Below are 18,750 nucleotides of genomic sequence, written 5' to 3'. Positions count from 1 at the left end.
AACATGAGTGCACCAAAACTGACAAAAATAGATCACCCGCCTGCGACCCTGCGCGACATGGTGCAGGAACGTATGCGAGAGGCGATCATCGAAGGTATTTTCCAGCCAGGACAACGGCTTGTCGAACGTCCGTTGTGCGATCAACTGGGCGTCAGCAGAACCGTGATCCGCGAGACTATCCGGTATCTTGAGGCCGAAGGGTTGGTCGAAATTCTTCCCGGCCGTGGCCCGATCGTGGCGGTCATGAGTTGGGAGGATGCGCGCCAAATCTACGATATCCGTCGCATGTTAGAGACGGCGGCGGCGGAGAACTGCGCCCGCAATATCACTCCGGATCGGGCGCGTGGTCTACGCAAAGCGTTGGAAAACCTCAGACGCGGATTTTCCGACAAAACTCCCGGCGCCTTGTTTCGTGCGACATCCGACTTCTATTCAGAGATTTTCGATGGCGCGGGCCACTACATCGCTTGGGACGTTGTTCAGCGACTGAATGGCCGGATCAGCCGCCTGAGAATGATGACACTGTCGTCAGCTGACCGCGAACGCCCCGGTATTACCTATATGGAAGACATCTGTGACGCGATCACCTCCGGCGACCCTGCCGCCGCCCGCGCCGCGGTTGAACGCCACCTGAGTGACACCACAGCAATTGCCGAACGCCTGTTCGCCTCAGAAGAAAGCGCAAAAGATGACTGAGCCACGTAAAGGGTACTGGATAGCAAACGTCACAGTTACCGACCCTGACGCATACCAGGGGTATCAGGCTCTTGCGCCCGAGGCGTTCAGCAAATTCGGAGCCCGGTTTCTGGCGCGCGGCGAAGCGGAAACCCTCGAAGGCCAAGTCTGGCAGCGACGTGTCATTATTGAGTTTGATAGCATTGAGGTTGCCCGTGCCTGCTACGCCTCAGATGAATATCGCGCCGCCCGCGCGAAACGCGAAGCCGCGTGTATGGCAGATATCGCATTGATCGAAGGCCTTTGAGTGGAGCCCTTTCATGTACGGTGTAGTCGTTTTGGAAATCGCTCTCACTGCAACCGGTATCTACTGGACGCCTTTCTCTGCGAATGCGGAGGACCATTCCACGTACGTCTTGTCGCTTGCGAAGTGCGGATTTTTCAAATCTTCCTGAATAGAGCTGTTGCATTTTTGCGGGTGGTTCATGCTCTTAGCCCGGACCATATTTAGGGCAAGTAGTATATCTTCAGGAGCATACATGAGCACCAAGTATTTTGCACCGCACGGAGGGCATCCCGGACAGGAACAACTGTTAACTGATCGGGCTGCTTTTACTGACGCTTATGCCGTGATTCCTAAGGGCACAATGCGGGATATTGTGACCAGTTTTCTGCCATTTTGGGAAGGCACACGCCTGTGGGTCATTTCACGTCCGCTGAGTGGGTTCGCCGAAACATTTTCGCAGTATATTATGGAAGTTCAACCCGGCGGTGGTTCCGATCGACCCGAAACCGACCCCGAAGCCGAGGGGGTTCTGTTCGTCGTCGGAGGCACAGCGACCCTGAGTGTTCAGGGCGAGACCCATGAACTGACCCCGGGCGGCTATGCTTATCTGCCTCCTGCAAGTGAATGGACCTTACACAACCGTGCCGAGGAAACACTGAGGTTCCACTGGATTCGGAAAGCTTACGAAGCGGTCGAAGGGCTGGATAAGCCTGATGTTCTGATCCTCAACGAAAACGACATCGAACCAACGCCCATGGCGGGGACAGATGGCAAATGGGCCACGACACGGTTTGTGGACCCAAGCGATTTGCGTCACGACATGCATGTAACCATAGTGACGTTCGAGCCAGGCGCCGTCATCCCATTTCTGGAAACCCATGTGATGGAACACGGTCTGTATGTTCTGGAAGGAAAAGCAGTTTACAGGTTGAACAATGACTGGGTCGAAGTGGAGGCCGGCGATTACATGTGGCTACGCGCATTCTGCCCGCAGGCATGCTACGCGGGTGGACCGGGCAAGTTTCGCTATCTGCTCTACAAGGATGTAAACCGGCACATGGCACTGCGACCGGGACCTGCCGCATATCCGCAAAATCAACGCCTTAGGACCGCGGCAGAGTAACTGTCCCGCCGATGGCCAGAGTCAACTGATGAGCCGCCTCGATAACGGGGCGGCTTAGCCGTTCAATCTCGGCCTCGCTCACCCGGCTGGTGGGTCCGGACACCGAGATACCGGCAATCGCCTCGCGATTGATGTCAAAGACCGGAGCTGCAATGCATCGCATACCCGTGTTCTTTTCCTCGTTGTCCACCGAGAAGCCTTGCGCTCTGATAGATGCGAGGTCCTTTTTCAGCGTCTCAGCGCTGGTAATCGACCGGTCCGTGAAGGCCTGTAAATCCACCGCGGCCAAAAGTCGGTCCAACCTGTCTTCATCCATATGAGCCAGCAACGCTTTCCCGATCCCCGATGCGTGCATCGGCGACAGCGTGCCGGGCGGAAAGAATGCGCGAATGCTGGCATGCGTTTCCACTTGGCTCAGGAAAAGCACAGAGCCTTCTTTTTCAACACCCAGATTGGCGGTCTCGCCCGTGGCTTCCATCAGCTTGCGCATAACCGGCCTGGCCCGATCTACGAGGCTGGTGCGTCGTAAGAAGCGTGAACCAATGACAAACGCTTTGGGGCCAATATGCCAGACCTGCTCGTCGTGATCGAATTCAACCAATCCCCTGCCTTCAAGCGTCACGAGAATACGATAAACGGTAGCCGGAGACTGACTCATTTCCTCGGACAGCGTAGATAAAGCTTTGCCTTGTTCCTCGCTCAGATACTCAAAAACCTCCATCGCCCGATCCAAGGATTTGATCGTATTCTGCGCTGTCTTGTCATCCCATCCCCGCGGCCTTCCCCTGGCTTTTCGACGGGGTCCGGAACCATTATCTTGAGAATCCATAAAAACCATCTGATCATTTGTGAAAGACTAATTCACCATATGAAAAATACAACATACTGACAACTATAAATTAAATTGCGCCTTATGTGTTTTGAAAGGTTTTTTCAAAAATATATCGGGTCGAACGCCGGGGTCTTATTGTGTCGTTAACGACGGAAGGAGACCATCCATGAGCTTTCAAAACCCCGTTTTCATCCCGGGTCCGACCAATATCCCTGAAAGCCTGCGCAAGGCGTGCGATATGCCCACGATCGACCACCGCTCGCCGCTGTTCGGGCAGATCCTGCACCCTGCACGCGAAGGTGTACGTAAAGTTCTGAAAAGCGACAGCGCCGAGGTCTTCATCTTCCCGTCTACTGGGACTGGCGGCTGGGAAACGGCCTTGACCAATACCCTGTCCGCTGGTGACAAGGTTCTGGCGGCGCGCAACGGTATGTTCAGCCACCGCTGGATCGACATGTGCCAGCGTCACGAGCTGAATGTCGAAATCGTTGAAACACCTTGGGGCGAAGGTCTGCCGGCCGACCGTTACGAAGAAATTCTGACCGCAGACACGAACCACGAAATCAAAGTTGTTCTTGCCACGCATAACGAAACGGCAACTGGTGTGAAATCGGATATTGCCGCCGTGCGCAAGGCGCTGAATGCGGCCCGGCACCCGGCCCTCCTGTTTGTTGACGGCGTGTCCTCTATCGCTTCCATGGATTTCCGTTTTGACGAATGGGGTGTCGATGTTGCCGTCACGGGTTCGCAAAAAGGGTTCATGCTGACCGCGGGTCTGGCCATTGTTGGCTTTAGCCAGAAGGCAATGGAGGCGACCAAGACTGGCACCCTGCCCCGCACGTTCTTTGATGTGCACGACATGGCAAAGGGCTATGCCAACAACGCCTATCCTTACACGCCCGCAGTTGGTTTGATGAACGGCCTCAACCAGGCCTGCGACATGCTGCTGAGTGAAGGTCTGGAAAACGTCTTTGCCCGCCATCACCGCATTGCCGAAGGTGTTCGCGCCGCCGTGGGCGCCTGGGGACTGGAGCTTTGCGCAGCGAACCCGTCGGTGTATTCTGACACTGTAAGCGCGATCCGTACGCCGAACGGTTTCAACGCCACGGATATCGTCACCCATGCTGCCGACAAATACGGCGTTGCTTTTGGTGTGGGGCTTGGGGAAGTCGCCGGCAAGGTATTCCGCATCGGGCATTTGGGAAGCCTGACGGATGTCATGGCCCTGTCCGGCATCGCCACTGCTGAAATGTGCATGGCCGATCTGGGCCTGAACATCGAACTGGGCTCCGGCGTAGCGGCTGCACAGGAATATTACCGTGGTCATCCAGCTGCCGCTCAGAAGGACGCTGCATGATGAAGGATTGTAACATGTACATCCCGACCTATGAGGACATGCTCGTCGCGCATGAACGGATCAAACCCTATATCCGCCGCACTCCGGTCCGGACTTCGGACTACCTGAACGAACTGACCGGGGCGCAATTGTTCTTCAAGTGCGAGAACTTTCAGGAGCCCGGCGCCTTCAAGGTACGAGGCGCCACGAATGCGGTGTTCGGACTGGACGAGGAACAGGCGCGAAAAGGCGTCGCAACCCATTCATCGGGCAACCACGCCTCGTGCCTGTCCTATGCGGCTATGAAGCGGGGCATCCCCTGCAACGTGGTTATGCCACGCACCGCGCCGCAGGCAAAGAAAGACACAGTTCGTCGCTATGGTGGAAAGATCACTGAGTGCGAACCCTCCACCTCGTCTCGCGAGGCGACGTTTGCCGAGGTTCAGGCGGCCACGGGAGGGGATTTTGTCCATCCCTACAACGATCCGCGAGTGATTGCCGGACAGGGCACCTGTTCGCGCGAGTTCATCGAGCAGACCGATGGTCTGGATGCAGTGGTCGCGCCCATCGGAGGCGGCGGCATGGTGTCAGGTACTTGCCTGACCCTGTCTACCCTTGCTCCTGAAACTGCAATCATCGCGGCAGAGCCCGAACAAGCCGACGATGCCTATCGCAGCTTCAAGGCCGGTCACATCATCGCCGATGATGCCCCAAAAACGATTGCCGACGGACTGCTGGTTCCGCTGAAGGACCTCACCTGGCACTTCGTGTCTAACCATGTCTCTGAAATCTACACGGCTTCAGAGCAAGAGATCATCGATGCGATGAAACTGACGTGGAAGCACCTGCGGATCGTGATGGAGCCATCCTCGGCCGTTCCGCTGGCCACGATCCTTAAGAACCCGGACGCTTTCAAAGGCAAGCGTGTCGGCCTGATCATAACCGGGGGCAATGTCGATCTGGACAAGCTGCCTTGGCTCAATGCCTGACCGCAACCCAACAGACATCAGCCCCGACATAGGAATACGGAAATGAAAGATATGACCAATCTCGACCAATTCGAAGTAGGCTATGACATTCCGGCCAAGCCTGGAATGGATGAAGCAGATATCCAGACCCCCAGCCTCGTACTGGATCTCGACGCGCTTGAAGGCAACATCAAGAAGATGGGCGACTATGCCAAAGCCCACGGCATGCGCCATCGCGTGCACGGCAAAATGCACAAGTCGGTGGACGTGGCGAAGCTGCAGGAAAAAATCGGTGGAGCCGTTGGCGTCTGCTGTCAGAAGGTTTCTGAAGCGGAAGTTTTCGTTCGCGGCGGTATCAAGGACGTACTGGTGTCGAACCAGGTGCGCGACCCTGCCAAAATCGACCGCCTTGCCAGCCTGCCAAAGCTGGGTAGCCGTATCATCGTTTGCGTCGATGATTTGGACAATGTCGCGGATCTTTCGGGCGCGGCGGTCGATCATGGAACACAACTGGAGGTATTCGTCGAAATCGACTGTGGCGCCGGACGTTGCGGTGTGACAACGACACCGGAAGTGATCGAAATTGCCAAAGCGGTAGAAGCCGCCGACAACCTTAAGTTCACCGGCATTCAAGCCTATCAGGGCGCGATGCAGCACCTCGACAGCTATGAGGCGCGCAAGGAGAAGCTCGACACCGCAATCGCGATGGTGAAAGACGCTGTCGAAGGCCTCAAAGCCGAAGGCATCGAGTGCGAGCTGGTCTCGGGCGGCGGCACCGGTTCATACTACTTCGAGTCCAACTCGGGCGTGTACAATGAACTACAATGCGGGTCTTACGCATTCATGGACGCCGATTACGGCCGCATCCTGGACAAAGAGGGTAACCGCATTGATCAGGGCGAGTGGGAAAATGCCTTCTTCATCTTGACCAGCGTCATGAGCCACGCCAAAGCGGACAAAGCAATCGTCGATGCAGGTCTTAAGGCCCAATCGGTTGACAGCGGTCTGCCGGTCGTCTTCGGGCGCAACGATGTCGAGTACATCAAGTGCTCGGACGAACATGGCGTTGTCATGGACCCGAATGGGGTGCTGAAAGTCAACGACAAGCTCAAGCTGGTGCCCGGGCACTGTGACCCGACCGCAAACGTGCACGATTGGTACGTTGGCGTTCGGAACGGCAAAGTGGAATGCGTTTGGCCTGTATCCGCCCGCGGTCGCGCTTATTGAACCGGACTTTTTAAGGCCGGAAGGTCTGGCTCGGATGTAGCCAGATAGCCGCCCGTGTGCATTCCCCCTTCGGAAAAAGCACGCGGGCGCACGAATTCTGAACGGAGAAAGACATGTTGATCATACCCGAGTGTGAAATTGCTGACCTCATGACCCGCGAAGTGGCCTTTGATGCCGTGGAAAAGGTCTTTGCAGCAATGGCGTCTGGCGACGCCTATAACTTCCCGGTCGTGCGCGAAGCCATCGGGCACGAAGATGCACTTTATGGCTTCAAGGGTGGGTTTGATCGAGCGGGGCTGACGCTTGGCTTGAAAGCGGGCGGATACTGGCCAAACAACTTGGAAAAACGCGGGCTGATCAACCACCAGTCTACTGTTTTCCTCTTTGACCCTGACACCGGAAAACCGTCGGCTATGGTGGGCGGCAACCTTCTGACAGCCTTGCGTACCGCGGCGGCGTCTTCGGTGTCGATCAAACACCTCGCTCGCAAGGACGCCAAGGTTATCGGCATGATCGGCGCTGGCCACCAAGCAGCATTCCAGTTGCGAGCGGCATTGGAACAGCGCGTCTTTGAAAAGGTCATTGGCTGGAATTACCACCCCGAGATGCTTCCAAATATCGAGAAAGTCGCCAATGATGCCGGTGTAGCGTTTGGAGCCGTCGAGCTGAATGGCATGGCGGAGGCGGATGTGATCATCTCGATCACCTCGGCGTTTGCACCGTCGCTGATGGCGGATCATGTCGCTCCCGGAACGCATGTCGCTTGTATGGGCACTGATACTAAGGGCAAGCAAGAAGTGGAAGCGGCTCTGCTGGCCAAGGCGAGTGTTTTCACCGACGAAGTTGCTCAATCCATCACCATCGGTGAAGCGCAACATGCCGTCGCCCAAGGGCTGATCGCAGAAAGCGACGTGGCACAGCTTGGCGCGGTCATCAACGGCACAAACCCGGGCCGGATATCGGATGATCAGATCACGCTGTTCGATGGCACAGGGGTGGGCCTTCAGGATCTCGCAGTCGCTGCGTCCGTGGTGGATCTGGCCGTTCAGAAAGGGATCGCAATCAAGGTCGATTTCTGAAGGCAAACGAGTGTAACCTGCCTCGGCGATTTGTCGGTTATTGCCTTTCCAATTTGACGCTCATCGCGACGGATGGAAGCGATTTCTCCTTTTCGCCGCTGACAGGTTGCCCCTTTGTTTACGCCATTCCGTGCACCAGCCCTGCGGGCAGCCCGGAAATTCGGGGGTAAGTGTAACCCCGGGTGCCAAGGGAATTACACCTTGTTCTCAAGGTATCGTTACCATTACCAGGAGCCCTACGAGACGAGTGCTGATCGAATGCTTGGACTATCAACTCAGGTCACACTGTATCATCGTGAAGTCAGAGAGACTGTCGCCAACTAGTTGCGTAACCGGGAGCGCAAGTTTTCTGATCTATGCCGATACGGATGCGGAAGAGGACAGCCGGAATACACCTAACGTGTGCCGCGGAAGGTCGTCAGGTTGACCCGGCATTGATCGGTATGGGCAAGTTCACCCATAGCATGCCCTGGGAGTGACGCCATATGGTCTGGTCAATTTCGCGGCGTTAGCGGGCGCGGATGTTTCGACCTTCGGCCAACAGAAAATTCTATTCGAAACCAAACCATTCGGTCGGGCTGAAATCGCGCCCACGCCGGAGGTAACCTTAAAAAAAGCAAAAGCGGTGCGCGATAGCGCTCCGCTTTCTTTCTTTGGGTGGGGACACTCGGCGTATCGACTACACCCATCTGACGTGATTGTCATGTCTAATGGATCCAAGGCCATGACCGGCCATTCCACCAGAAACTTCTTCTGTGGCTTCGTCAGACAGCTCCGTTACGACGATCCCGATTTGGGTGCCGACTGATTTAGCCGGCATTATGCTTATGGACCATAATATTGCTTATGTAGGTCTTTGTTTGTAGCCGGTTGGATTCACAACCGAAGTGCAAACTCTTTATCAAAACAAACGTTTGTTGATGTACGTCACACGAGCCTGACCCAACCGTCATAGTGTAACCTGGAGTGAGCTGATCGCTCCACATCAGATGGTGTACCTGGCCGAACACTCCCTTTGCAATGAAACTGGCATTGAGCCGCAGATTCGCACGATGACGCGCTGCAGAAAATGTCGGCTATGAGCCCAAAGTGACCGATTGTGCTGTCGCAGAAACTCACATAGGAATTGTTCCAATGGGTGCCTAGACCCGGACCCGAGACGCGACCGCCGACGATGCCGAAGACTTTTTGGACCTTCACGATATACCTTTCTTCGGACATTGTATGATGTCCGCCAGAAACGACCAAAATAAGTATCAAGAGGTTCGGCCAAATTCAAGGCATCGCTGTCATGCTTGGCGAGGTCGACGGTGAGTTGCTGACTACTTGACCGAAAAGCAGACATAGGATGCCAACATAATCTTGCCTTCGCAGAAGGTCCCGCGTGCTCAAATGGTTTGAGTTCATCTTAAGTCGTCTTCGCCGCGGGTAGGAGAGCTAGAGATTTTCGTACTCACTTTGAAACCAATGGCTCCAACGTGATCGAGCGAAAGAAAATAAGGCAGGAGTTGAGATGAACAAACCAAAGGCAAAAATTAGGATGCTGGTGGCCGCAAAGGACACTAGGATATCGGAAGACGGGAGAACGTTAAACACCGAAACGTTTTGGGTGAAACCAGGAGGCGGGCATCCCGATGCATGCATCATGAAAATAACATCTGCGAAAACGCTAGAGATAAACCCGAAAAATATAGTAAAAACAAAGTTTAACGATTATTAGGAGTTCGCTATGTCTTGAGGCAAAGCGCCGGTCAGTGGCGATAAATCCTGCCTGTAAAGCTATGCAGACGTTGGCACAGTTTTATGGAGACAGGACAGGGCATCAAACTCAACAAACGCATTTCCGATGTATTATATGCATGTGATGCATTACCAAATTCTTGGAGACTACAAGACATGCGCTCTCCGACACAACAGCATTGGACTTCGACGGTAGGCTTGGGAAACTATGAACGATCATCAATCAAAGTGCGCACCCACGCTATTCGTGACACGCAAATGGTTACCAGCGATCGGCGGAATGGAAACCTATTCCGTAAAGCTCTCTGCCGCGCTTGCGAGGTACGCACCGGTGGAGATCGTAGCGCTGCCGGGGCGAGACAACGGGGATCCGCCGACAGCTACGGCTTTGCTTAAATTTGGCATTTTAACATTCTTAAGAATTCTGTTCACAAGAAAACCGACGGGCGTAGTCCATGTCGCTGACATTGCATCATGGCCTTTAGCTTTCGCTGCACGCATCCGCTCGCGGCGCTGGCGCATCGTGCTGTCGGCGCATGGCACTGATGTCAGCTATTCTCTGCGCGGTGGGGTCCAGGGCAGGCTCTATGGAGCTTATCTCTGGCTTGGCGCGCGATGTCTTAAATCTGCGCGCGTGATTTCCAACTCTGTGGCCACTTCGAAATGTGCGTCCGGACACGGGTTTAAGGATCTTGTCGTCGTGCCGCTTGCGACCGATTCCCGGCCGGTCCATAGCGTTCGCAAGCCCGAGAACTTCATACTTTTCGCCGGCCGACTGGTCGAAAGGAAAGGCTGCTCATGGTTCATTTTGAACGTGCTTCCACTCTTACCCGAAGATATCACCTTAAAGGTTGCAGGCACAATTTGGTCTGAGAGCGAAGCCGATGCCCTCAACCTTCCGCGGGTCGACTATCTCGGGCCGCAGGATCCCGGCGATATGGCCGATCTCTACGCTCGCGCGCTTTGCGTGGTTACGCCAAACATTGTCCTTGCAAATGGCGAATTCGAAGGATTCGGGCTTGTTGCGACAGAAGCCGCCGCGTCCGGTGGTGTGTCGCTTGCGGCGAAGTGCCAGGGACTTCATGAAGCGATCGTCGATGGAGTTACAGGATTTCACTTGCCACCAGGTGAGCCCGGTCCATGGGCGCAAAAAATCAGTGAGATCAGCGGGTGGCAGCCAAATAGGCGTGCAGCTTTCATTGAACGCTCGATTGCAGAATGCAGGACGAAATATTCGTGGTCGCGTGTCGCCGAGGAGACATTTGCGGCATACGGCGACGCGCCTCGATCTAAAGCGTCTTAGTAGCGGGCGATATTTTTAAGCGATTTCAATGCCATCATTGGGTCTGAAGTTACCGCTCCGAAAAGACCGGGCAAATACCGACGGGCATAAAAGAGGAACATCAACGTCTTTGAAATGCTTCTGAGCCCACCGGCCCGGGACAGAATTGTCTCTGCCAACAATCCGGCCGTCATCCGACGCACCCATCTGCGGTGACGTGCTGTCGGGGCTGAGCCGAGGTCATGAGCAAGCATCGCGTCGCAGCCGGTAACGGCCGCGATAATCGTCGATCGGTCGGCTTCGGATTGATAGGAAAACAAGGAGATAAGCGGTTCAAGTTGGGATACGATATCGGCTGGCAGCCGCCGCCCAAGGTTGGAACGGCCAATAATAGCGCAACTGGTGGCTTGCTCCCGCCGCTTTAGCACTGTGATTGCATTGGCATGGCGCCGATATTTGACGAGGACATCAGGCAGGACTTGCGTCTTCCCCTGCAGTGCAAGGCGGGACCAAAGTTCGAAATCCTGCGCGGTCCGAAACGCTTCATCATAGAGGTTTGTTGAGCCGTCATAACAGCTGCGCCGAAAGAAATAGGTCGGATGAGGCGCGGGCGGATTGAAACCGCCGAGCCACCTTATCTGCCAATCATCAAGCCCGCCGCTAACTGTGCGCATTGTTAGGCCGGACGCATCGATGACGTGATGGCCGCATGCGACCGCGGAGTGATCCGGATTCGCCTCCATGAACGCTAACTGCTGCGCCAGGCGATCCGGAAGGCAGACATCATCGGCATCAATCCGTGCAATGTACTTCCCAGAGGCGGCGCGCAAGCCAACATTCAATGAGACCGTGAGACCCAGATTGCGTTCATTTCGGATCAACCGAATTCGGCCATCCGTTGCGGCTGCCTGTGCCAAGAGATCGGGTGTCATATCATCTGACGCATCGTCGACAATCAGGAACTCGAAGCCCGCGTGGCTTTGTTTCAAAACGCTTTGAAGCGTCTCAGGCAAAAAATGTTCGCCATTGTATACGGCCATGACAACTGAGATGTCCGGAGCATCGGTCACTCCGTCAGATCCACAACGTAGAGCGCGCGCGGGCCATTGTGAGTCGAGTCGATAACAACCGATCGACCATCCCGCGACCATCGGGGGTGCAGGTCACAACGCCATTCATCGCGGTACGAAGGATTCGCAGGAAAGCGATCGACGATCTTTGAAGATCCGTCGGGCTCTAGAGCACGCAGGACTTGTTCTCCGAACAGATCGGGATATGTGTCGGTGATCCAGCGGCCTGTTTTGGGATGCAGACTGGGGTGGCCATCCACACCCGGCGCTTCAGGGTGAAGCGCCTTAATGCTGCCATCGCGGAGATCGAAAAGGCAGTAAGAACCGCGCCAGCCCGATATCGCCGTGTAGACGATGTGATCGTCATCTAGCCACCAATAGTGCGAGGCGCGCCCAGGAAGCGGAACACGCCGTATCCCTGACCCATTTGATTCACCTATGACGGCATCGACTTGCCAGTTATGTATGTCGCTCTCGGACGGGATACGCTTGTAAAGAACGCTGAAACGCTTGCCCGTCGGGCTGAAAGACGCTGCGTTAAGATAGTGAAACGCGTCTCGGTCGCCGTCGGTCAGAAGCCGCGCAAAATCGACCATCGGGTAAACCAGTTCCGCAAGTCCGCTCTGCATATCTACAATTGTAACGCCGTCGCGTTGGGGCAGCGCCTCGTCTGCGAAAGGATCCTTTAGCGCCGGATATCCGTAGCCTGGGCGGGCCCAGGCCAGCCGGCCAAAGTTCAGCGCGATACCCATCTGGCCATCGGCTGTTACATCGAATAGCGGACGGTCGCACAGCCTAACGGGCTCTGCCCCCTCGCGCACAACACAGAATGATGGAACACCCCCGACAATCGCGTTGAAAGCAAGCGCGCGCCGTTCCGACGGCCACCAGCGCAACCGCGCACCAAGCTGCCAGCACCATAGTGTCGTGGTCGCAAGATTGACGAAATCTCCGCCGTCGCGCCGAAAGTACCCCACGGACACGGTATCGTCGGATTGTGCCGTTCGCAGGGAAACGCCTGTTACGTGCGCAAGGATCGCTTCGCCGTCGGATGATACGGGTTGCACATCGTAATAGCCTACGAAACATTCCTTGCCTGCAACGCCAAGCCTGACGATTGGCGGTCGACTTACTTTCGAATCGGTCAATTGACGAATACTGCGGAACAAAGGAGGCAGCACGCGCGCCTTTATAAAACGTCGCACTGGCCTAGGCAGCAATCTTGCGATATTCACGATCACGTTGTTCAACTCTACCGATGGCTCACAATCGCAATGCCACTCTCTTCGAATTCTTCCGCAAGGTCATACGGAACCGCGTTTCATGCAGAGCGCGACTCGCAAACTCGGCCGACTGCCCGCATCATTCTCTCGCATCTATTCAACATATGCCAGATCAAAAGTGTCTGCGACGTTGGTTGCGGCGTTGGAACGTGGCTTTCTGCGGCCCAGGAGCTTGGAGCGGAGTCAGTACTAGGCTTCGAGGGGCCATGGGTTGCTGCGTCACAGATGGAGGTTGATCCTTTGATCGTGAAGCAACAGGATCTAGAGCAGCCGATCCAGGTGGATATGCGTTTTGATCTCGTTATGTCCCTGGAAGTTGCCGAACATCTCACACCAACTCGCGGACCTAGCCTAGTCGCGGAGCTGTGCAACTTGAGTGATCTCGTACTTTTCTCTGCTGCGATCCTTCATCAGGGCGGGACCGGACACAAGAACGAGCGCTGGCAGAGCTACTGGGCTGGCCTGTTCGACGAGCAAGGGTTCGATGCCATCGATGCAATCCGGCCGTTGATCTGGAACGATAAAAGCATTCCATGGTGGTACCGGCAGAACATGTTACTCTATGTGCGGAGGGAAACCTCGGTCGCCGCAAAGCTTTTCTCGACCGGTTTGAGCACGGCCAGCTATGTCGATGTGGTTCATCCAGATTTGTTCATGCACGCTGAAAAGCGACAACCCGCCCGCGCATTAAAACGACTTGCAGGCCAGTTTTTAGGTGGCAGTCGATAGCTGCTTCGCATTCAAATCAGAAACGCGGCGATAAGTCCAAAGCCACCCTGTGGCCGACCACACCGCTTCGAATGCGACGTGAGCGATGACGATGCCAAGCAGTCCTAACGGCCCAATGGCTACCGCCATTACGAAGAAGAACGCTGCGGTTCCAACCACGACGCTATACAAAAACTCTTTGCCCATATTTATAGCAAGCATTGTTGGCATCATCGTTACACCAGTGAGATAGATAGTACGTGCCAAAACCAGAATCACCGTAATCGTGTCGGCCCCAACGTAAGATCGCCCGAAAAACAGCTGCAGCACCCAGTCGGCAAAGAAGGCCATTAAAAGCGTCAACAGTAGCCCTGCCATCCCGGCCAACACGGAGGTTCGGGCACTGTAGCGCAACATGCGTGAGAATTCCCCCTGTGCCGACAGCCGGGATACTGGTGCGCTTACAACCTGTTGCAGTGGTCGGCCAAGCTGGCTAACTAGCCCCGCTACCGACTTTGCGGCACGGAGCAAACTGGCAGCAGTCGGTCCCAGAACGGCTCCCGCTACGACGACATCGGCATCCTGACTCAGAATTCTTATCCCGAACGTTACGTTCGTCTGCCAAAGCATCCCCCAGAATCCATTGGATTGGTTGATTGCCTCCCATGCTTTAGCGCCCCAGATGTCGTTGACGCCCTGACGCCGCAGCGCAATGAAAGTCCAAATCAGGAAGGCAATGTTCGCTATAGCCTCCGCCAACAACCATATTGCCAGAAACGTCGCTGCTCCCGCTTCCACCCACCAAGCACCAAGGGAGCAAAGCACTACCAAAAGTGCGCTCAATGTGCCCCGCAAACCGATCGTCCAAAAAAGATTGAAGCAGCGAAGTACCGCCTCTGAAACGCCGAATATTCGGGTAAGGATCACAAGGCTGTATAGCATTGCAACCGAAGTCCATTCTGACGGAATGCCCAAATACGTTCCGATCAGCGGCAGGATCAAGACGGCGACGAGCGTGGCAACCACCGCGGTTAGTCCGTCCACCAATATACCCGCCTTTACCAGTCCTCTAAATCGCGCCGTCTCTTCACCATGTTCGGCTTCGGCGAGAAAACGGGTAAGGACGTTGACGGATTGAAAGTTAAACAACCCATCGATGACACGTACGTAGGCCTGAAGGATCACGATGATCCCGAATTCTTCGACGTCCAGCGCTCGTGCGGCGATGGCGATACCGACCAGGGTCAATGCGCCTGCGGCTGCATTGCTTGTTACGAGCTTCGCCCAGCCGGAAAGCAGATTACGATTCATGACAAACGTCTTAGCCAATTCTAATTTGTCTGTCATGTCCGGATCGGAAAGACTCTGCTGAACTCCAGCATCGGATGACGAAAGAGCCGACCCTCAACGTATGCTAAATATTCAGATACGCACCTCGCGACACTTGGATTTCGAGCTTCGGCTAGGTTTGCCAGTCGATGGCCGCTTCGTATAAATTTCTGCGCTACAGAAGCAGGCGTATTTGGCACCTCAACTGTTCTCAGCACACATTTCTCCAACAATTGCTTACGTCGGCTTTGTCCGCAACCTGTGAGTTCACCAATCAAACCGCCAAGTTCTGCAATCGACCGAAACCCGACGAATGCAATCGCAGCGGACAAATTAATCGGTGACGGCGGTAAGGACTTATGGCTGTACGCTTTGGAGGTAGAGTTTCCTATCTCTCAGTTAACTTCCGTCGCCTTTCATGACTGAATTGACATAAGTCTTTCCGACACCCAAGTTGTCGGGTGAGGCGTAGAGCGAGAGCTTTACCCTCTTTCCGAGGCCCTCGCTTTATTGCGCGGGCTTTCGTGTTCAGTAACTGAGAGGACCCTTTTCCGACGCAAGCACTTGCAAAGTGCCTTAGTCACTAGAGAAGTGAACAAGAACAATGCCAATTTCACGGTAGTGAGAAACACCCAGACCAGTATTTGAAGTTACCGCTTGGGCCGCTTAGAGGTAGCCAATCCTTTCCCTTTTTGGGAGTCTCGTTATTTTAGACAACCGCCCATTGGTTTTATACAGATTTGAATCTCAAAATTTACGAGTTTTCACAGCTGTCAGACAAATTCGAACCAGTCTCAGTTAGGCCATTAGGGCTGTCCTTTATGCCGCACCAAGTTCGCACCACTCGGCGAGAGCGGCGGTGCCTGCCAGCTTGAAGGTATCTCTGCTGGCCAGCGATCTTTTCTGGTTGAAGTGGTTGTTGACGGAGGAATGGACGGAGGCGAATTTCTGTAAACTTCGCATGTGACTGAAACGTTGCATCGCGCGTTCGCGTCGTCGAAACGGGAGGTGCGAATTCTCGACGCGGTTGTTGAGCCACCTGCCCGTCCTTTGTTTTTCGAGAGCACCCAAATCTCTGAGTGCCGCCCTGTAAGAAGCGAAGCGATCGGTGACTACTTCTTCAGCTTTGCCGTGCCGCTTCATCAATTTCTTAAGAAATTTCAATGCCGCCTGCTTGTTTCGGCGTTTGGTGACGACTGCTTCCAGCACTTCGCCCTCATGATCTACGGCCCGCCAGAGGTAGTGCCTCTTACCATTCACATTCACAAAAACCTCATCCACGTGCCACTTCCATTTCGAGAATGCGCGCAGTTGCTGGACTCGCTTTCGTCTGATCTCGGAGGCAAACATCGGGCCGAACCTGTTCCACCAATATCGGACGGTTTCGTGGCTCACCTCAATTCCGCGTTCGTGCAATAGGTCTTCCACGTTTCGAAGCGACAATGGGAACCGAACGTACAACATCACTGCCAGACGAATGACCTCGGGACTGGTCTTGAAGAACTTGAATGGCGATTGTGTAATCTTACGCGAAGGCTACGAGAGCACCCTGCCCGTCTCAATCCAAGTTCTTCTGACAAAACCCTTCAGTTCTGCCGAGGTCACAAAAAGCCCCAGCCGATTTAAACCGGCTGGGGCGTCTGATTGTATATGCAGATCAGAGACCCCAGCCTTGCGATTGCTGAGGTGTCAACTCCCTGATTTGCTGCATGATGTCGTGGGTTTCATCCACGCCCTGTATCGCAATGACCTTGTGGCCATTCGCCGTAATCCAGTGAGTGCTTCCCATCCATTCGAACCGTAGTTCGTCCGACGAGGAAATCCCGAACCCTTCCAGATCAATGATGATCGAGTCATCAGCGTCGAAATCGCGGATAGCTTGACCGGCGCCTTTACTGCCCGGACCGGTGATGACAAAAGTATCGCTGCCTTCACCGCCATAGAGGTTTGCAAAACCGGCTTCCGTTGACTGGTCAGCATTCAGGATGATCACGTCATCGCCGTCACCACCATGGGCATTGGTGATCCACGCGCCTTTCCGGATCAGGATGGTGTCATTGCCATCCCCGCCATCAATCGTGGTGAACGACGGACCGCCACCAATGATGAAATCATCTCCGGCCCCACCATAAAGGTTGGTCGTGTCACTGCCTTCGCCGCCGATCATGTAGTCCGAACCGTCGGTGCCATGACCGGTTTCTCCGGCCTCAACATCTATCCGGTTGGTGTACTTCTCGAACCAGCCAAGCGTGTTTGTGCCTGTATCGGCGTTTATCATATCGGACAGTGTTCCTTCGTTGCCTTCGGCCTGGGATGTAGGCGCGAAAAAGGGCTCCAACTTCATAAGGTAGCCAGTGCGTAGTGCTTTTTATCATCGCGTTAGCAAATAAGGTCTGTACCGCTTTAGACGTAAAGCTTACCTGTCTTTCAGTGAACCTCGGTAGCCTTTCTTGATTGAATTGACATAAGGTTCTCCATTGCTCATGTTGCCGGTGAGGCGTAGAGCGAAAGCTTTCCCCCCTTTCCGAGGCCCGCGCTTTATAGTGCAGGCTTTCGTGCTCAATAACTGAGACGACTTTTTTCCGACGCAAGAAGCTCGCAAAGACCTTAGTCTCTTGAGAAGTGAACAAGAACAATGCCAGTTTCGCGGTGGTGAGAAACACCCAGACCAGTATTTGAAGCCACCGCTTGGGCCGCTTAGAGGTAGCCAACCCAACCCCGTTTTTTGGGGAGTCTCAAAATTTTGGATTACCGCCCATTGATTTAAAACAGATTTGAATCTCAAGATTTACGAGTTTGCACAGCTCTGTCTGCACTCCATAGGCGGAAAAGTCCTACTAAGTTTCGCTGGGTCCGCAGGATGCCACAATATCTTGGACCAGAAGCCCTACCGCTCTTCTGTGCGCAAGCGAGGGCCGTGTCGCCAGATAGAACGTCGATTTCCAATTCAGCTTCTCTGGGGCAAGTTCTCTGAGCTGGTATCGGCGCGCCCAGTTCTCGATGAAGTGAACCGGCAGCGGGCCCAAATAGTGTCCAGTTTCAATCATCATCGCCATCGCCTCCATGTTCGCGACAACGGCTTTCGGTTGTGTCGTCTGAAGTACGGGTGACACCAGCATGTTGTAGGAACGCTGACAAATTTGATGCTTCGAAATCAAATCCAGATCGATCTCATCATCAGGCAGATCAAATAAGGGATGGTCTTGTCCGCAGTACAGCCGATGCTCTTCCTGGCACAGCTCAGTATACGTCAGGTCTGAGACATGGTTGCGGAACGGTGCAATTGCCACATGCAGATCCCCGGTGATCAGTTTCTGCGTCAGTTCCGTAGGCGACGCGACAACGACCTCAAGCTGAACTTCGTTGGGCCGGTCCAGAAACCGCTTGAAGGCCTGATTCAGGTTCAGTTCTGAAAGCGTGTTGACGGCATCCACGATCCCGATCCGCAGGTCGCCGGTAACCGTACCACGCAATTCCAGCAATTCCGCGTCGAAATCGCGGGCGCTGCGCAGAATATCCCCAGCCCTCTGATATACGATTTCACCCCGTTCAGTCAGGCGAAACCCGCCGCGCCCGCGTTCGCAAACTCGGTATCCGAGTGCCGTCTCCAGATCACGGATTCGGATGCTGATCGCAGATTGCGTTATACCCAACGCATATTGCGCGTCGGTGAATCCACCACATTCCACGACGGTCACAAAAGTCTCGAGCAGGGTATTTCTGAGCAGTTTCAATGCCTGACCACCTTTCCAAGTTCGCCATACGTATAACATAAAAGTAATTCATGCAAACATAAACAAGATGATATTTTT

Annotated in this window: 17 protein-coding genes; 10 read left to right on the top strand and 7 right to left on the bottom strand. The window is 54.5% G+C overall.

Going from position 1 to position 18,750, the window contains the following annotated elements:
• Positions 1-3 precede the first annotated feature (3 nt).
• The 3 genes from ABLN94_RS23045 to ABLN94_RS23035 all read left to right on the top strand — a co-directional run bounded on the left by ABLN94_RS23045 (position 4) and on the right by ABLN94_RS23035 (position 2,084).
• Positions 4-696: a GntR family transcriptional regulator gene (locus ABLN94_RS23045; RefSeq protein WP_352996821.1), complete on the top strand. Its 693-nt coding sequence runs from the start codon at positions 4-6 to the stop codon at positions 694-696.
• Complete coding sequence (locus ABLN94_RS23040) at positions 689-982, top strand: DUF1330 domain-containing protein (RefSeq protein ID WP_352996819.1); 294 nt, start codon at positions 689-691, stop codon at positions 980-982. The genes ABLN94_RS23045 and ABLN94_RS23040 overlap by 8 nt, the downstream gene beginning before the upstream one ends.
• A gap of 232 nt (positions 983-1,214) precedes the next feature.
• Positions 1,215-2,084 (top strand): bifunctional allantoicase/(S)-ureidoglycine aminohydrolase, encoded by an 870-nt coding sequence (locus tag ABLN94_RS23035; protein ID WP_352996817.1) that lies wholly within the window; start codon positions 1,215-1,217, stop codon positions 2,082-2,084.
• Here ABLN94_RS23035 and bhcR read toward each other — a convergent pair.
• On the bottom strand, positions 2,065-2,913 hold the full coding sequence (gene bhcR, locus ABLN94_RS23030) for an HTH-type transcriptional regulator BhcR (protein ID WP_352996815.1): 849 nt from the start codon (positions 2,911-2,913) through the stop codon (positions 2,065-2,067). The genes ABLN94_RS23035 and bhcR overlap by 20 nt on opposite strands.
• Before the next feature lie 169 nt (positions 2,914-3,082).
• Between bhcR and bhcA the strand changes: the two genes are divergently transcribed.
• The 6 genes from bhcA (at position 3,083) to ABLN94_RS23000 (ending at position 10,569) form a co-directional block, all read left to right on the top strand.
• Complete coding sequence (gene bhcA, locus ABLN94_RS23025; protein ID WP_352996813.1) at positions 3,083-4,273, top strand: L-aspartate--glyoxylate aminotransferase BhcA; 1,191 nt, start codon at positions 3,083-3,085, stop codon at positions 4,271-4,273.
• Entirely contained in the window at positions 4,273-5,241 is a 969-nt protein-coding gene (gene bhcB, locus ABLN94_RS23020) for a beta-hydroxyaspartate dehydratase BhcB (protein ID WP_352996855.1), read from the top strand. The genes bhcA and bhcB overlap by 1 nt, the downstream gene beginning before the upstream one ends.
• 42 nt (positions 5,242-5,283) lie before the next feature.
• Positions 5,284-6,447: a 3-hydroxy-D-aspartate aldolase BhcC gene (gene bhcC / locus ABLN94_RS23015; protein WP_352996811.1), complete on the top strand. Its 1,164-nt coding sequence runs from the start codon at positions 5,284-5,286 to the stop codon at positions 6,445-6,447.
• A gap of 113 nt (positions 6,448-6,560) precedes the next feature.
• Positions 6,561-7,526 (top strand): iminosuccinate reductase BhcD, encoded by a 966-nt coding sequence (gene bhcD, locus ABLN94_RS23010; RefSeq protein ID WP_352996809.1) that lies wholly within the window; start codon positions 6,561-6,563, stop codon positions 7,524-7,526.
• A 475-nt stretch (positions 7,527-8,001) separates the two neighbouring features.
• Positions 8,002-8,334, top strand: coding sequence for a hypothetical protein (locus ABLN94_RS23005; RefSeq protein WP_352996807.1), 333 nt, complete (start codon positions 8,002-8,004; stop codon positions 8,332-8,334).
• Between the two features lie 1,140 nt (positions 8,335-9,474).
• A complete protein-coding gene (locus ABLN94_RS23000; protein ID WP_352996805.1) occupies positions 9,475-10,569 on the top strand; it encodes a glycosyltransferase family 4 protein in 1,095 nt (364 codons plus the stop codon).
• Here the strand turns inward: ABLN94_RS23000 and ABLN94_RS22995 are convergent.
• Positions 10,566-11,699 (bottom strand): glycosyltransferase family 2 protein, encoded by a 1,134-nt coding sequence (locus ABLN94_RS22995; RefSeq protein ID WP_352996803.1) that lies wholly within the window; start codon positions 11,697-11,699, stop codon positions 10,566-10,568. The genes ABLN94_RS23000 and ABLN94_RS22995 overlap by 4 nt on opposite strands.
• Positions 11,615-12,766 (bottom strand): hypothetical protein, encoded by a 1,152-nt coding sequence (locus tag ABLN94_RS22990; protein WP_352996801.1) that lies wholly within the window; start codon positions 12,764-12,766, stop codon positions 11,615-11,617. The genes ABLN94_RS22995 and ABLN94_RS22990 overlap by 85 nt, the downstream gene beginning before the upstream one ends.
• Before the next feature lie 126 nt (positions 12,767-12,892).
• Here ABLN94_RS22990 and ABLN94_RS22985 point away from each other — a divergent pair, with 126 nt between their 5' ends.
• Positions 12,893-13,630, top strand: coding sequence for a class I SAM-dependent methyltransferase (locus tag ABLN94_RS22985; RefSeq protein WP_352996799.1), 738 nt, complete (start codon positions 12,893-12,895; stop codon positions 13,628-13,630).
• Here the strand turns inward: ABLN94_RS22985 and ABLN94_RS22980 are convergent.
• The 4 genes from ABLN94_RS22980 to ABLN94_RS22965 all read right to left on the bottom strand — a co-directional run bounded on the left by ABLN94_RS22980 (position 13,613) and on the right by ABLN94_RS22965 (position 18,672).
• Positions 13,613-14,956 (bottom strand): lipopolysaccharide biosynthesis protein, encoded by a 1,344-nt coding sequence (locus tag ABLN94_RS22980; protein WP_352996797.1) that lies wholly within the window; start codon positions 14,954-14,956, stop codon positions 13,613-13,615. The genes ABLN94_RS22985 and ABLN94_RS22980 overlap by 18 nt on opposite strands.
• An 801-nt stretch (positions 14,957-15,757) precedes the next feature.
• Positions 15,758-16,462, bottom strand: coding sequence for an IS6 family transposase (locus tag ABLN94_RS22975; RefSeq protein ID WP_352996853.1), 705 nt, complete (start codon positions 16,460-16,462; stop codon positions 15,758-15,760).
• 133 nt (positions 16,463-16,595) lie between these two features.
• The gene (locus tag ABLN94_RS22970; protein ID WP_352996795.1) at positions 16,596-17,282 is read right to left on the bottom strand and encodes a hypothetical protein; all 687 of its coding nucleotides are present in this window, start codon (positions 17,280-17,282) and stop codon (positions 16,596-16,598) included.
• Between the two features lie 493 nt (positions 17,283-17,775).
• Complete coding sequence (locus ABLN94_RS22965; RefSeq protein ID WP_352996793.1) at positions 17,776-18,672, bottom strand: LysR family transcriptional regulator; 897 nt, start codon at positions 18,670-18,672, stop codon at positions 17,776-17,778.
• Between the last annotated feature and the right edge of the window lie 78 nt (positions 18,673-18,750).

This window comes from Ruegeria sp. SCP11, from assembly GCF_040329455.1.
GTDB lineage: Bacteria > Pseudomonadota > Alphaproteobacteria > Rhodobacterales > Rhodobacteraceae > Ruegeria > Ruegeria atlantica_E.
Note: the sequence above shows the minus strand (reverse complement) of the source record. Positions and strands in the feature narration are given on the sequence as shown.

What these genes read in the sequence shown, in the direction of transcription:
- ABLN94_RS23045 (WP_352996821.1), top strand. Translation starts at nt 4, where the DNA reads ATGAGTGCACCAAAACTGACAAAAATAGATCACCCGCCTGCGACCCTG.
- ABLN94_RS23040 (WP_352996819.1), top strand. Translation starts at nt 689, where the DNA reads ATGACTGAGCCACGTAAAGGGTACTGGATAGCAAACGTCACAGTTACC.
- ABLN94_RS23035 (WP_352996817.1), top strand. Translation starts at nt 1,215, where the DNA reads ATGAGCACCAAGTATTTTGCACCGCACGGAGGGCATCCCGGACAGGAA.
- bhcR (WP_352996815.1), bottom strand. Translation starts at nt 2,913, where the DNA reads ATGGATTCTCAAGATAATGGTTCCGGACCCCGTCGAAAAGCCAGGGGA.
- bhcA (WP_352996813.1), top strand. Translation starts at nt 3,083, where the DNA reads ATGAGCTTTCAAAACCCCGTTTTCATCCCGGGTCCGACCAATATCCCT.
- bhcB (WP_352996855.1), top strand. Translation starts at nt 4,273, where the DNA reads ATGAAGGATTGTAACATGTACATCCCGACCTATGAGGACATGCTCGTC.
- bhcC (WP_352996811.1), top strand. Translation starts at nt 5,284, where the DNA reads ATGAAAGATATGACCAATCTCGACCAATTCGAAGTAGGCTATGACATT.
- bhcD (WP_352996809.1), top strand. Translation starts at nt 6,561, where the DNA reads ATGTTGATCATACCCGAGTGTGAAATTGCTGACCTCATGACCCGCGAA.
- ABLN94_RS23000 (WP_352996805.1), top strand. Translation starts at nt 9,475, where the DNA reads ATGAACGATCATCAATCAAAGTGCGCACCCACGCTATTCGTGACACGC.
- ABLN94_RS22995 (WP_352996803.1), bottom strand. Translation starts at nt 11,699, where the DNA reads ATGGTCGCGGGATGGTCGATCGGTTGTTATCGACTCGACTCACAATGG.
- ABLN94_RS22985 (WP_352996799.1), top strand. Translation starts at nt 12,893, where the DNA reads ATGCCACTCTCTTCGAATTCTTCCGCAAGGTCATACGGAACCGCGTTT.
- ABLN94_RS22980 (WP_352996797.1), bottom strand. Translation starts at nt 14,956, where the DNA reads ATGACAGACAAATTAGAATTGGCTAAGACGTTTGTCATGAATCGTAAT.
- ABLN94_RS22970 (WP_352996795.1), bottom strand. Translation starts at nt 17,282, where the DNA reads ATGAAGTTGGAGCCCTTTTTCGCGCCTACATCCCAGGCCGAAGGCAAC.